General features: G+C 65.6%; 13 protein-coding genes, 1 tRNA gene, 1 other RNA gene and 1 pseudogene. 9 read left to right on the top strand and 7 right to left on the bottom strand.

Going from position 1 to position 13,491, the window contains the following annotated elements; translation table 11 throughout:
- The first annotated feature begins 104 nt into the window (after positions 1-104).
- Positions 105-862, top strand: a protein-coding gene (locus B4A72_RS01115; RefSeq protein ID WP_292958393.1) for an IS5 family transposase whose coding sequence is annotated in 2 segments (ribosomal slippage) — positions 105-441 and positions 441-862 — 759 coding nt in all. Because the reading frame shifts where the segments join, the coding sequence is not laid out codon by codon here.
- Between the two features lie 82 nt (positions 863-944).
- Here B4A72_RS01115 and B4A72_RS01110 read toward each other — a convergent pair.
- A tRNA-Glu gene (locus tag B4A72_RS01110) sits at positions 945-1,019 on the bottom strand.
- Positions 1,020-1,298: 279 nt separating this feature from the next.
- On the opposite strand from B4A72_RS01110, the gene gatC reads away from it, so the two are divergent.
- The 5 genes from gatC to rnpB all read left to right on the top strand — a co-directional run bounded on the left by gatC (position 1,299) and on the right by rnpB (position 4,629).
- Positions 1,299-1,586, top strand: coding sequence for an Asp-tRNA(Asn)/Glu-tRNA(Gln) amidotransferase subunit GatC (gatC, locus tag B4A72_RS01105; protein WP_292958395.1), 288 nt, complete (start codon positions 1,299-1,301; stop codon positions 1,584-1,586).
- Positions 1,583-3,067, top strand: a complete 1,485-nt coding sequence (gene gatA, locus B4A72_RS01100; RefSeq protein ID WP_292958397.1) for an Asp-tRNA(Asn)/Glu-tRNA(Gln) amidotransferase subunit GatA — start codon at positions 1,583-1,585, stop codon at positions 3,065-3,067. Before gatC ends, gatA begins: the two co-directional genes overlap by 4 nt.
- 34 nt (positions 3,068-3,101) lie before the next feature.
- On the top strand, positions 3,102-3,389 hold the full coding sequence (locus B4A72_RS01095) for a hypothetical protein (RefSeq protein ID WP_292958399.1): 288 nt from the start codon (positions 3,102-3,104) through the stop codon (positions 3,387-3,389).
- Positions 3,390-3,410: 21 nt separating this feature from the next.
- Positions 3,411-4,061: an N-acetylmuramoyl-L-alanine amidase gene (locus B4A72_RS01090; protein ID WP_414692478.1), complete on the top strand. Its 651-nt coding sequence runs from the start codon at positions 3,411-3,413 to the stop codon at positions 4,059-4,061.
- A gap of 191 nt (positions 4,062-4,252) precedes the next feature.
- Positions 4,253-4,629: RNase P RNA component class A (rnpB, locus tag B4A72_RS01085), an RNA gene on the top strand.
- A 1-nt stretch (position 4,630) separates the two neighbouring features.
- Here the strand turns inward: rnpB and B4A72_RS01080 are convergent.
- The 4 genes and pseudogenes from B4A72_RS01080 to rplU all read right to left on the bottom strand — a co-directional run.
- Entirely contained in the window at positions 4,631-5,620 is a 990-nt protein-coding gene (locus tag B4A72_RS01080) for an LLM class flavin-dependent oxidoreductase (protein WP_292958401.1), read from the bottom strand.
- 94 nt (positions 5,621-5,714) lie between these two features.
- A complete protein-coding gene (locus B4A72_RS01075) occupies positions 5,715-6,236 on the bottom strand; it encodes a GNAT family N-acetyltransferase (protein ID WP_292958403.1) in 522 nt (173 codons plus the stop codon).
- Positions 6,237-6,391: 155 nt separating this feature from the next.
- The gene (rpmA, locus tag B4A72_RS01070; protein ID WP_292958405.1) at positions 6,392-6,664 is read right to left on the bottom strand and encodes a 50S ribosomal protein L27; all 273 of its coding nucleotides are present in this window, start codon (positions 6,662-6,664) and stop codon (positions 6,392-6,394) included.
- Between the two features lie 20 nt (positions 6,665-6,684).
- Positions 6,685-7,095: pseudogene (gene rplU, locus B4A72_RS01065) on the bottom strand (50S ribosomal protein L21); the annotation flags it as partial.
- Between the two features lie 275 nt (positions 7,096-7,370).
- On the opposite strand from rplU, the gene B4A72_RS01060 reads away from it, so the two are divergent.
- Positions 7,371-8,345 carry a zinc-binding metallopeptidase family protein gene (locus B4A72_RS01060; protein ID WP_292958409.1) on the top strand — a complete coding sequence of 325 codons (975 nt, stop codon included), beginning with the start codon at positions 7,371-7,373 and terminating at the stop codon, positions 8,343-8,345.
- A gap of 97 nt (positions 8,346-8,442) precedes the next feature.
- Here B4A72_RS01060 and B4A72_RS01055 read toward each other — a convergent pair whose 3' ends face one another.
- Positions 8,443-10,257 (bottom strand): ABC-F family ATP-binding cassette domain-containing protein, encoded by a 1,815-nt coding sequence (locus B4A72_RS01055; protein ID WP_292958411.1) that lies wholly within the window; start codon positions 10,255-10,257, stop codon positions 8,443-8,445.
- Between the two features lie 110 nt (positions 10,258-10,367).
- Complete coding sequence (locus B4A72_RS01050) at positions 10,368-11,138, bottom strand: hypothetical protein (RefSeq protein ID WP_292977971.1); 771 nt, start codon at positions 11,136-11,138, stop codon at positions 10,368-10,370.
- Between the two features lie 207 nt (positions 11,139-11,345).
- Between B4A72_RS01050 and B4A72_RS01045 the strand changes: the two genes are divergently transcribed.
- Complete coding sequence (locus tag B4A72_RS01045; RefSeq protein ID WP_292958415.1) at positions 11,346-12,344, top strand: Fe(3+) ABC transporter substrate-binding protein; 999 nt, start codon at positions 11,346-11,348, stop codon at positions 12,342-12,344.
- 144 nt (positions 12,345-12,488) lie between these two features.
- On the top strand, positions 12,489-13,427 hold the full coding sequence (locus tag B4A72_RS01040; protein WP_292958417.1) for a nucleoside hydrolase: 939 nt from the start codon (positions 12,489-12,491) through the stop codon (positions 13,425-13,427).
- Positions 13,428-13,491 lie beyond the last annotated feature (64 nt).

Raw genomic sequence — 13,491 nt, 5'->3', positions numbered from 1 at the left:
CTTCGCAGAAGATGCGCGCGGCACAGAGTTAGGGTCAGGACCCGTTAAACCTCTTGCGTGTTCAGCTTGCTTCTGAATCTCTGTCGGCATCATGGAGGTGCCGCATGAGCGATCTGTTTTGGCTGACTGAGGCGCAGATGGAGCGCCTCAGGCCGTTCTTTCCACTGTCCCACGGCAAGCCGAGAGTTGACGACCGTCGGGTGCTGAGCGGGATTATCTTCATCAATCGCAATGGTTTGCGCTGGAGGGATGCGCCCGCAGCCTATGGTCCGCCGAAGACGCTCTACAATCGTTGGGTCCGTTGGAGCCGGTTGGGTGTGTTCGCCTGCATCCTGACCGAATTGGCCGCAGCGGGGCGGGAGCGGGACACGCTGATGATCGATGCCACTCACCTCAAGGCGCACCGGACGGCCGCCAGCCTGCGGGGCAAAAAGGGGGGCACAGTCGCTTCATTGGGCGCAGCAAGGGCGGGCTGAACTCCAAGTTGCACACCGTGGCCGACGGAAAGGGGCGTCCGATCGGGATGTTCCTGAGCGCCGGCCAGACCAGCGACTACATCGGGGCGCGGGCATTGCTGGCGTCGCTGCCGACGGCAAAAACCCTCCTGGCGGATCGCGGCTACGACGCCGAGTGGTTCCGCAACGCCTTGATCGAACGGGACATCCAGCCCTGCATCCCGTCCCGCAAATGCCGTAAAGCGCCGATCCCGCATGACGCCGTCCTCTACCGCGAACGTCACCGGATCGAGAACGCCTTCGCCCGCCTCAAGGACTGGCGCAGGATTGCCACCCGCTACGACAGATGCGCCGATCTGTTCCTCTCAGCCTGCGCCCTCGCAGCCGTCGTCATGTTCTGGCTATGAGTCCTGACCCTAGAACAAAAGTGTCCCACTTTTGAACCCCGTTGCAGACGGTGGGACAAAACAGGGTCCTAACGTTCTGAAGTGGCAGCCCGTAGGGGAGTCGAACCCCTCTTTCCAGGTTGAAAACCTGGCGTCCTAACCGATAGACGAACGGGCCACCTTTGCGCCTTTGCCGGCCTTGCCGACGGCGTGGGGCGGTGTTTAGGCAAAGCGCCGGGGGCGCGCAAGAGGAAAATCGCCGCCGCGACGGCAAATTTTCCCGCCGCGCGCCGACCCGCCGGCCGCATGTTCCCGGACGGCCTGCACGGTTCGGGGCCGCGCCGGATCCGCACCCTTCCGTCGCCGGTCTGCCTTCGTCGCCCGTGCCGCGCGATGCCCGGTTCTTGCAGGCAAGGATGGGTCGCGCTAGACCGCGCGGGAACGAAAGGAAACCCAAATGTCGATCACCGAGGACGAGGCCCGCAAGGTCGCCCATCTGGCGCGAATCGCGGTCGATGACGCGGCACTGCCCGCTTTGGCGCGGGATCTGAACGGAATCCTGCGCTTCATGGAACAGCTGAGCGAAGTCGATGTCGAGGGGGTCGAGCCGATGACCGGCGTAACGCCGATGCGCCTGAAGCGGCGCGAGGACGTGGTGACCACCGGCGGCATGGCCGACAGGATTCTTTCCAATGCCCCCGACGCACGCGAGGGCTTTTTCGCGGTTCCGAAGGTGGTGGAATGAGCGATCTGACAACATTGACCATTGCCGAGGCCCGCGACGCGCTGGCCCGGGGCGAGACCAGCTCGGTCGAGTTGACCGATGCCTGCCTGACCGCGATCGAGGGCGCGGGCGCGCTGAACGCCTTCGTCCACCGGACCTCCGACATGGCGCGCGACATGGCCGAAGCTGCCGACCGGCGCATCAGGGCGGGCGAGGCCACGGCGATGACCGGGATCCCCGTCGGCGTGAAGGATCTGTTCTGCGTGCGGGGCGTGCCTTCGCAATCGGCCAGCCGGATCCTGGAGGGGTTCCGCCCCGAATACGAATCGACCGTGACCCAGAACCTGTGGGATGCGGGCGCGGTGATGCTGGGCAAGTTGAACATGGACGAGTTCGGGATGGGTTCGTCCACCGAACACAGCGTCTATGGTGCGACCGTCAATCCGTGGCGGGCAGCCGATGGCGCGAAACGCACGGCGGGCGGCTCCTCGGGCGGTTCGGCGGCGGCGGTGGCGGCGGGACTGTGCCTGGGCAGCACGGCGACCGATACCGGCGGCTCGATCCGCCAGCCTGCGGCCTTCACCGGCACCGTGGGATTGCGTCCGACCTATGGCCGGGTCAGCCGCTGGGGCGTGATCGCCTATGCTTCCAGCCTCGACCAGGCCGGGCCGATCACCCGCAGCGTGCGCGACGCCGCGATCATGCTGGGCGCGATGGCCTCGGTCGATGACAAGGATTCGACCAGCGCCGACCTGCCGGTTCCCGATTACGAAAGCCTGCTGACGGGCGACATCCGCGGCAAGAGGATCGGCATTCCCCGCGAATATCGCATGGACGGAATACCCGAGGACATCGCTTCGCTGTGGGACAGGGGCGCGGACATGCTGCGCGATGCGGGGGCCGAGATCGTCGATATCAGCCTGCCGCACACGAAATACGCCCTGCCCGCCTATTATGTCATCGCCCCCGCCGAGGCATCGTCGAACCTGGCCCGCTATGACGGGGTGCGCTATGGCCGCCGCGCGGCGCCGGGCCAGGGCGGCGGCATCGTCGAGATGTATGAAAAGACCCGCGCCGAGGGCTTCGGCCCCGAGGTCCAGCGCCGCATCATGATCGGCACCTATGTCCTGTCGGCGGGGTTCTATGACGCCTACTACAACCGCGCCCGCAAGGTCCGCGCGCTGATCAGGCGCGATTTCGACAATGTTCATGCCGACGGGATCGACGCGATTCTCGCCCCGACGACGCCCAGTGCAGCCTTTGCCCTGGGCGAGATGGCCGATGCCGATCCGGTCGCGATGTATCTCAACGACGTCTTCACGGTCACTTTGAACCTGGCCGGGCTGCCGGGGATTTCGGTTCCTCTCGGGCTGGACAGGAAGGGGCTGCCGCTGGGGCTGCAACTGATCGGCCGACCCTTCGAAGAGGGTGATCTGCTGAATCAGGCGCTGGTCCTGGAACGGGCGGCAGGATTTGTGGCCAAGCCGGAACGCTGGTGGTAGGCTTGCGGCAGGTGAGGATGCGGATGGAGGCGTCATGCGCGGCTGGTGGGTGATTTCGGTGCTGGCACTGGCCGGCTGTGGCGTCAATCAGGGGGTGAACCCGAACTATCAGTTCGGCGCGAACGCCTATGGCAAATATCGCGCGACGCGCGAGGTCGCCCTGGTCTCGAATGGCGCGGGCGCAACCACGATCCCCGTTGCGCGGCCTTTCCAAGCGCCGACACCCGCCCAGATCGCGGGCCGCAATCCGGTGCCGGTGCCCCCTACGATGAAGGCCGGCGGCGGCCTGCAAATCGTGCGCACGGCCCCCGCGCCCCGGTAACCGCTGACCGTGTTGGCGGATTTGGCGCGCTGTTCCAGTGCCAATCATGGCGACCGGCGCGGCCATCGGCCCGAACTGATCGTGCTGCATTATACAGGCATGGCGAACGCGACGCTGGCCCGCGACCGGCTTTGCGATCCCGCTTCTGACGTCAGCGCCCACTGGCTGATCGACGAGGCCGGCCGCATCGAGGCGCTGGTTGCCGAGGATCGCCGCGCCTGGCATGCCGGCGCGGGCGCGTGGTGCGGGCGCGACGACATCAATTCGCGCAGCATCGGGATCGAGATCGCCAATCCCGGCGACCGCCCCTTTCCCGCCGCGCAGATGGATTCGCTGGTTCTGCTTCTGGGCCGGATCATGGCGCGCTGGAGTCTTGGTCCAGCCGCCGTGATCGGCCATTCGGACATGGCCCCCGGCCGCAAGATCGACCCCGGCCCGCGTTTCGACTGGCAACGGCTGGCGCGCGAAGGGCTGGCCCTGTGGCCCGACGGCCCGGGCGCGGATGCGCCCCTGGCAGGCAGTCTCGATGCGCTTGGCTATCCGCCGGCCGAGCCCGAAACACGATTGGCAGCGTTCCGACTGCGATTTCGTCCCTGGGCAAAAGGCCCGGAAAGCGCCGAGGACCGAATGATCGCCGCCGCCCTGACGACAGCGCGCCCAGGCGTTGGATGAATCGCGAAAAGACTGTGGCGGATCGCGATTGCGGCACGATGCGGTTTCATGCTTCGCTGACCGACCGCGGATGCGGGCGGCGCCACGCCCCGCAATGACAGCGTCTGCCGGATGCGGGACGCCGTGGTCCCGATCAATCCCGACGATGCACCCATTGACGCGCGGCCCCTTCCCGGCCATATCGGCCCGGCGCGGAGGGCCGGATGGCCGCGGCGGTTTCGATCGTCGAGGAAAGTCCGGACTCCATGAGGCGACGGTGCCGGGTAACGCCCGGCGGGGGAAACCCCAGGGACAGCGCCACAGAGAACAGACCGCCGCTGTTCGCAGCGGCAAGGGTGAAACGGTGGGGTAAGAGCCCACCGGGGGGCTGGCAACAGCACCCGCATGGCAAGCCCCACCGGGAGCAATGCCGAATAGGGACCGCGCGCGGGTTGCGACTCGCAGGGCCGCCTTGCCCCAGCAGGTCCGGGTAGGCAGCTTGACCCGTCCGGCAACGGCCGGGCCAGAGGAATGGTCATCGATCCGGGAAACCGGGGAACAGAATCCGGCTTACAGGCCCTCCGCGCGCATCACAGGGACTGCATCACCTCGGACGCGATCTCGAAACTGCGCAGCCGCGCCGCATGATCGTGGATCTGGCCGGTCAGGATCACCTCGTCGGGCTTGTGCGCCGCGATCAGCGCGCCCAGCTGGTCGCGCACCTGGTCCGCGTCGCCCACGGCGCTGATCCTCAGCGCCTGATCCACCATCCCCCGCATCTGCGATCCGATCGCCGCGTCCAGATCACGTGTCGGGCGCGGCAGCTTGCCCGGCTGGCCGGTGCGCAGCCGGGCGAAGGCCAGTTGCATCGTGGTGCGCAGGTAGTTCGCCTCGTCGGCATCGTCGGCCGCAAAGACATTGATTGCGATCATGGCCTTCGGCTGTTTTCCCCAGGGAGAGGGCCGGAAACGGTCGCGATAGACCGCCAGCGCCTGTTCCATGTCGCCGGGCGCGAAATGGCTGGCAAAGGCATAGGGCAGGCCCAGATGCGCGGCCAGTTGCGCCCCGAACAGGCTGCTGCCGAGGATCCAGACCGGAACCTCGGTCCCCTCGCCCGGCAGCGCGCGCACGGCCGCGCCATCGCGCCGCGGACCCAGATAATCCAGCAGTTCCATCACATCCTGCGGAAAACTGTCGGCCATCGGATCGCGGCGCAGTGCCCGGATCACGGCGCCGTCGCCACCCGGCGCGCGGCCCAGCCCCAGATCGATTCGGTTCGTGAAGACGGTGGCCAGCGTTCCGAATGCCTCGGCCACGGTCAGTGGCGCATGGTTCGGCAGCATGATGCCGCCAGCCCCGACACGCATCCGACGGGTGGCCTGGGCTACCAGTCCGATCAGCACCGCGGTCGCGGAACTGGCGATGCCCGGCATGTTGTGATGTTCGGCCAGCCAATAGCGGTGATAGCCCCAGGTTTCGGCATGGCGGGCAAGATCAAGACTGTTGGCGATGGCCTCGGAAGCCTCGGAACCCTCGGGAACCGGAGCCAGATCGAGAAGGGAATAGGGAAGATTGCTCATCCCGGGCAGTTAGGGATTGCGCGCAGGATTGCAACGGGCCAAGCGGCCGATAGCGCGGGGTCTGACTGCGGGGCCGGAAAAAGCCCCGCCCGTTTCAGCCCATCCTGCGCAGGTAGGTCCAGGTGGCAACCCGCGCACCGCGCGCGACCGACCAGCTTTCCGCATCGCCCAGATAGACGAACCCGCAATTGGTCAGCACCCGCGCCGAGCCCGGATTGTCCTGAAACGCCTCGGCGAACAGGGTCCGCGCCTTGTGCGGGTTGGCCGCCACCAGCGCCTCGACCGCCTCGGTGGCAAAGCCCGTGTTCCAGAAGCCGGCACCGATCCAGAAGCCAAGCTCGGACTGGTCGCCCTCCATCCGGGTCAGCGAGACGACGCCCAGCAATTCCGCAAGCCGGTGCACCGAGCCGTCGATCGCCCAGACATCCTCGGTCCGCGACGGCGACAGGGCGCGGGCCACGAAATCCTCGGCCGCGCCGGGGGGCAGCGGATGGGGGATGGCCCGCGTGCCCTGCGCCACCCGGCGATCGGATGTGTAATGCGCGATCATGCCGGCATCGGACGGACGCAGGGGCCGCAGCACGAAACGTTCGGTCTCGATGACGGGCTGGTTCATTACGACGCCGGCCGGCTTCAGGTCTTCCAACCTGTTACCTTCCCGCATCGGAGCAGACATCACCATTTCCCCCTCCCGGAAAGACAGAGCATGAAAACAGGTCGGGGGACCGGCTTTCGCCGATCCCCCTCTAACATCGAAATGTTAAGCTTGGGTTACTCGGCGGCCTCGAGGCTGGCTGGAATCACCGAAATGAACGTGCGGCCCTTCAGACCCTTCCGGAAGGTCACCTGGCCATCGGTCAGCGCGAACAGGGTATGATCCTTGCCCATGCCGACATTGTCGCCCGGCCACCATTTGGTGCCGCGCTGACGCACGAGGATATTGCCGGCGGTCGCTTCCTGACCGCCATACAGCTTGACGCCGAGACGGCGGCCCGCGGAATCGCGACCGTTGCGCGAGGAACCGCCTGCTTTCTTGTGTGCCATGGTCTGTCTCCTTACGCTTCAGCGGCGTCTTTGGCCGGTTTCTTGGCCTTGGCCTCAGGTTTCCCGGCCGGCGCCTCGTCCTTGCTGCGGGCGCCCACGGCGGTCTTCACGCCGGTCTTGTCGGCGCCCTTGTCCAGCACATCGGTCACGCGCACCAGCGTCAGTTGCTGGCGGTGGCCGCGCGTCCGCTGCGAGCTGTGCTTGCGGCGGCGCTTGACATAGGTCAGCACCTTGTCGGCCTTGATCTGGTCGATCACCTCAGCCTGCACGCAGGCGCCTTCGACCAGCGGCGCGCCCAGAGCCGATCCGACCATGAGAATATCGTTGAACTGGACCGTCTCGCCAGCAGAGGCATTCAGCTTTTCCACGCGCAGGACGTCGCCCGCCTGCACCTTGTATTGCTTGCCGCCCGTCTTCAGAACTGCGAACATCGCATCTTTCCTTCGTCATCCGCGCCCTGTGGCCCCGGCCTCATGCCGGCGTTTCCGGGATTTCCCCGCCTCGGACAGCGCATCCCGCCCATCGGGATGTCCTTGAAAACAACACACCGGCCAAGGGCGTCCGCCCGGCCGGTCGCGTGCATATGGCGGATTCGCGTGGCCAAGTCAACTGCCCGACCCGCCGCGCCCGCCTGAAAATTCGCTCGCCCACTCGGAACCGCGGCCCGCCCCGGCGCATTCCCTGCTGCCATCCCGAGGAAGCCCAGATGCAGACCTTCACCTGCCCCGCATGTCACAACCGCGTCTATTTCGACAACCTGTTCTGTTCTTGCGGACAGCCGCTCTATTACGAACCCGAAGCGCGCGACATGTGGAACGCAGCCACGCCCTGCGCCAACCGCGAGGCGATCAACTGCAACTGGGCGGCGATGCCCGACAACATGCTGTGCCGCTCTTGCGCGATGTCCGAAATCCTTCCGGCGCTGAACGTGGGCGACAATCAGGCATTGCTTGCCCGGGCCGAGCGCGCGAAGCGATGGGTTCTGGCGAACCTGTCCAACTGGGACTGGTTCACCGATGCCGATCAGGGCAGCCGGCCCGCATTCCGGATGCTGTCGGAAGACACCGGAATCGGGCGCGCCCAGCAGATCATGATGGGACATGACAATGGCGAGATCACGATCAACATCACCGAGGCCGACGAACGGATCCGGGTTCAGCGCCAGCATCAGATGGGCGAGCAATATCGTTCGATGGTCGGTCATTTCCGCCACGAGATCGCGCATTTCCTGTTCGACAGGCTGACCGTTGCCGAGGGTTTCCTGGACGAGTTCCGCGCGCTGTTCGGCGACGAGCGTGCCGATTATGCCGCCGCCCTGCAAGACCACTATGCCGCCCCCCGGGAACCCGGCGAAGACTACATCACCGGCTATGCCACCGCCCATCCGCACGAGGACTGGGCCGAGACGGCGGCGCATCTTCAGCACATGGTCGATTTCAGCGACAGCTTCATCAATGCCGGTTTGTCGATGCCGGGCATCCCCGCCGGCTATGCGCCCTATGACGACGATCAGACCCAGCAGATGCTGGATATCGCCGCCAGAATCGCCATCGCGGTCAACGACATCAACCGGGCGCTGGACAACAGCGACCTCTATCCCTTCGTGCTGACGCCGACGATCCGCGAAAAGATCGGTTTCGCGCATCGCTGGCTGAAACATCACGCCGAACAGGGCGCCTAGGACACAAGAGGCGCTGCCCCGCGCTGTCATCAAAGCACGGCGGCCGGGCGTAGCGGGCGGGTGTCGGCGGCGCCCGATTTGCAGCGCGCGTAAAGGCTCAGCCCGCCGCCCGTTCCTCGAGCTCCAGCCATTCCTCCTCGGCCGCATTCAGGGCCACCTGCCGTTCGGTCAGCGCCATTGTCGCCTTCTGCGCCTTGGCGGGCGCCGTCTGGTAAAGGTCGGGCTGGGCGAGAAACTCGGACAATCGGGCGATCTCGGCCTCGAGCCGCGCGATGATCCCGGGCAACTCGTCAAGTCGGTGCTTTTCGGTAAAGCTGAGCCCCGACCTGACCGGGCCACCGGTCCTGGGTGCGGGCTGCGGCTTTGCTTGGGCCTTCCCTGCGGCAGGCTGCGTCACCGCCATTTCCGCCCGCTGGGCGCGATAATCGGTCCATCCGCCGGCATAGACGGTGGCACGGCCGTCGCCTTCCATCGCGACGGTCGTGTCCGCCACACGATCGATGAAATCGCGGTCGTGGCTGACCAGCAGAACGGTTCCGTCGTAGTCTCCCAGCAGGTCCTGCAGCAAATCCAGCGTCTCGACATCCAGATCGTTGGTCGGCTCGTCAAGGACCAGCAGGTTCGAGGGCCGCGCCATCAGCCGCGCCAGCAAAAGCCGCGCCTTCTCGCCGCCCGACAGGCTGCGCACCGGCGCGCGGGCCTGCGCCTCGTCGAACAGGAAATCCTTGAGATAGCCCACCACGTGGCGAGGCTGGCCGCGCACCATCACCTGATCGGCACCGCCCGAGGCGCCCAGTTCGGGATCCGAGGTCAGCGATTCCCACAGGCTTTGATCGGGATTCAGCGCCGCGCGGGCCTGGTCGAAGACCGCCAGATCCAGATTGGTGCCCAGGGTCACGGCACCCTGATCGGGCGCGATCTCTTTGGTCAGCATCTTGATCAGCGTGGTCTTTCCCACGCCGTTGGGCCCGACAAAGGCAATGCGATCGCCGCGATTGACCAGCAGATCGAACGGCTTCAGGATCACGCGATCGTCATATGCCTTGGCAATGCCCCGGGCCTCGATCACCTTTTTGCCCGATTGCGCGCCCGGTTCCAGCGCCATGGCCGCCGTGCCCTGCCGACGGATCCGGGCGGCGCGTTCGGCCCGCAGCGCCGCCAGGGCGCGGACGCGGCCCTGATTGCGCTTGCGCCGGGCGCTGATGCCTTCCACCGCCCAGCGGGCTTCCGCCCTGATCTTGCGGTCCAGCTTGTGGCGCGCGTCGTCCTCGGCCGACCAGACGCTTTCGCGCCAATCCTCGAAATGCGCGAAGCCGCGTTCCTGACGGCGCATCTCGCCCCGGTCGATCCACAAGGTCGCCCGCGTCAGGCGCCGCAGGAAAGCGCGGTCGTGGCTGATCAGCACATAGGCGGCGCGGGTCTGGGACAATTGATCCTCCAGCCAGCCGATCGCCTCGATGTCAAGGTGGTTGGTCGGTTCGTCCAGCAGCATCAGATCGGGCGCCTGCGCCAGAAGCCGCGCCAGCGCCGCGCGGCGGCATTCCCCGCCGGAAGCGGTGGCGACGGACCGGTCCGGGTCGAATTTCAGCCCCTCGGCCGCCATCTCGACCAGATAGCCCTGCCCCTCGTCCAGCTCGGCACGGGCGAATTCGCCCAGCGTGGAGAACTTCGACAGATCCGGATCCTGCTCCATGTATCCGACATGGCTTCCGGCGCCCAGCACGACCTCGCCGCGGTCCGGTTCGACCTGCCCGGCCATCACCTTCATCAGCGTCGATTTGCCCGACCCGTTGCGGCCCACAAGCGCCGTTCGGTCGCCGGGCTGAAGGGTCAGGCTGATGCCGTCAAGAACAGGGTCGCCGCCATGGGTCAGCGAGATGTCGGTCAGTTGCAGAATTGGTGCGCGGGCCATGCGCGCCGGTTACCCTGCGCAAGGCGCACTGGCAAGCCGGCCATGCGAAACCCCCGCCGGCTTGATGCCTGCGGGGGCGGCGCGAATCCTGGCTTGAACGGGGCCGGGATCTAGTTGCCCTTGATCCTGGCTGCCCCACGCTGCCGACGCATCGAGACATAGATCAGCGACGCCATCAGCAGCAATGACACCGCGGCCGCGTTGTAGGTGCCCAGTTCCAGGCCGCCCTTGGCCAGCGGCTTGGTCAGGAAATCGCCGAAAGTCGCGCCGAAGGGCCGGGTGAAGATGAACGCGATCCAGAACAGCAGCACCTCGCTTGCGGCCCGCATGTAGTGCAGCACCAGGACCATCCCGATAACCCCCATGGTGACCAGAGCGCCCTGCGAATAGCTGAGACCGACCACATCGACCAGGAAATCCCCGAAGGCCGTGCCAAGGCTGTTCGAAAAGATCACCGCGATCCAGAACAGCAGTTCCTTTTCCTTGTCCACGATCGGATAGATCGACAGATCCTGTTTGCGTACATACCAGATCGACAGCGTCACCACGAGGCCGATGGCCAGAATCATGGCGCCAAGCGTGTATCCCAGCCCAAGTGTCCGATCCATCAGGTCCGAAATCTCGGTTCCGGCGGTCGTTGTCGCCGCAATTCCGGCCCAGAACAGCGCCGGATGAAACCGGTTGCCGCGAATCTGCGCGGTCAGGACCAGGACCAGCAGCAGCCCGGTGATCGACAACCCGACGACATAACCCAAGTTCAGCGTCTGCGAAATGAAGTCCCCGAAGGTTTCGCCCAGCGTCGTGGCGATGATCTTCAGCAGCCAGAACATCGCAGTGACCTGCGCGACCTTGCTGGCCAGGTGATGTGAAGAACGTTCCATGGTCATTGTCCCAGTTGAATGATGATACGACGATCTCTGTCGTCGCACAGGACACGCATCGACTGCTGCGATTGCGGCTTCATCCGGCGCAGATTGAAAATCCGTAATCCGGCCGTCCGGCTTTCCGATTAATTAAGTCGGGTATTGACCCGCCGACCGCAGATTGCCAGAAGCGGGAACAGCAATACCCGATGAAAGGAATCAACAATGCGACTGCTTGTCATGGCATCCCTTCTGGGCGCGACCGCCCTGCCCGCCCTGGCCCAGGAGGTGAACCTCTATTCGCACCGCCAGCCGGAACTGCTGAAACCGCTGACCGATGCTTTCACCGAGGCCACCGGCATCACCGTCAACACTGCCTTCGTGGACAAGGGCATGGTCGAGCGCCTTCAGGCCGAGGGCGATCGCAGCCCCGCCGATCTGATCATGACCGTGGACGCGGCCCGTCTGGGCGAGGTCGAGGCGGCCGGCGTCACCCAGCCGATCGAGGACCCGGCGCTGGACATCATCCCCGAGAACCTGCGCGACAAGGATCGCCAGTGGTTCGGCCTGACAACCCGCGCGCGAATCATCTATGCCAGCAAGGATCGCGTCGCCGATGGCGAGGTCACGACCTACGAGGATCTGGCCGATCCGAAATGGAAGGGCCGGATCTGCACCCGCCCCTTCGCGGACGACTACAATGTCGCGCTGACCGCCGCCTATCTGGCTCATCACGGCGAAGAGGCGACCCGGCAATGGCTGGAAGGGGTCAAGGCCAACCTGGCCAAGAGGCCCGAGGGCAACGATCGCGGCCAGGTCAAGTCGATCTGGGCGGGCGAATGCGACATCAGCCTGGGCAACACCTACTACATGGGCCAGATGCTGAAGGATCCCGAACAGAAGCAATGGGCCGATTCCGTGCGCATCGTGTTCCCGACCTTCGAGAATGGCGGCACCCATGTGAATGTCTCGGGGGTCGCGATGACCAAGGCCGCGCCGAACAAGGAAGCTGCGCTGAAACTGGTCGAGTTTCTGGTCAGCGACGAGGCGCAGAAGATCTATGCCGAAACCAACTACGAATTTCCCGTCTCGGATGATGTCGAGCGGTCCGACCTGGTCAAGAGCTGGGGCCAGTTCACCCCCGACAGCCTTTCGCTGAGCGAAATCTCCGATCTGCGGCCGAAGGCGCTGGACCTGATCGAAGAGGTGAACTTCGACGGCTGATCAGCCCGAAGGTTGCGGCCACGGACCGTTCCATGGCCGCAATCCGCGCTGGCGGGACGCAAGGCAAGCCGCGGCCGGCAATTCTTTCGGGTTGCACGATCCGCAACTCCGCATCAGAAAAGACGCGGATGAGTGCGAGCGAACATGGCCGAGAAGATCATCATCGACACCGATCCGGGGCAGGATGATGCCGTGGCGATCCTTCTGGCCCTGGCCTCGCCGGAACTGGAGGTGCTGGGCATCACCACCGTCGCGGGCAATGTCCCGCTGCCGCTGACCACGCTGAACGCCCTGAAAATCCTGGAACTTGCCGGTCGCGCCGACCTTCCGGTCTTTGCCGGATGCGAGGCGCCGTTGAGGCGCAGGCTGGTCACCGCGGAACATGTCCATGGCAAGACCGGGCTGGACGGCATCGAACTGCCGGTGCCAGCGACGGCCGCCCGGGACCGTCACGCCGTCGATTTCATCGTCGAGACGCTGCGCCGGGAACCCGCGGGCAGTGTCACGCTGGTTCCCATCGGGCCGCTGACCAATATCGCCCGCGCGCTGGAGCGCGCGCCCGATATCGCCGCACGAATCAGGCGGATCGTGATCATGGGCGGCGCCTATTTCGAGGTGGGCAACATCACCCCGGCCGCCGAATTCAACATCTATGTCGATCCCGAGGCCGCGCGCGCGGTCTTTGCGGCGGGCGCGCCGCTGGTCATCCTGCCCCTGGACGCCACGCATGAGGCATTGACCTCGCGCGGCTGGATCGAGACCATGCGCGGGATGCCGGGCCGCTGTGGTCCCGCCGTGGCAAGCTGGACCGATTTCTTCGAGCGTTTCGACCGCGACAAATACGGCAGCGAGGGCGCACCGCTGCACGATCCCTGCACCATCGCGTGGCTTCTGCGGCCGGATCTGTTCGAGGGACGCGAAATCAATGTCGAGATCGAGACGCAGGGCGAATTCACCACCGGCATGACGGTGGCGGATTGGTGGCGGGTCAGCGACCGGCCCGCCAACGCGCTGTTCATCCGGCATCTGGACCGCGACGCGCTGTTCGCGCTGATCACGGAACGGATTGCGCGCCTGCCTTAGGTGTTCAGTCCCGGCATCTGGTGGATCGGGTTCAGGATGAATCTGTCAGGCTCTGATGTCCGGA

It is taken from the genome of Paracoccus sp. UBA5162, assembly GCF_002413585.1.
Classification (GTDB): Bacteria; Pseudomonadota; Alphaproteobacteria; order Rhodobacterales; family Rhodobacteraceae; genus Paracoccus.
The sequence above is the reverse complement of the archived record's forward strand: the minus strand, read 5'-3'. Positions and strand labels throughout refer to the sequence as shown.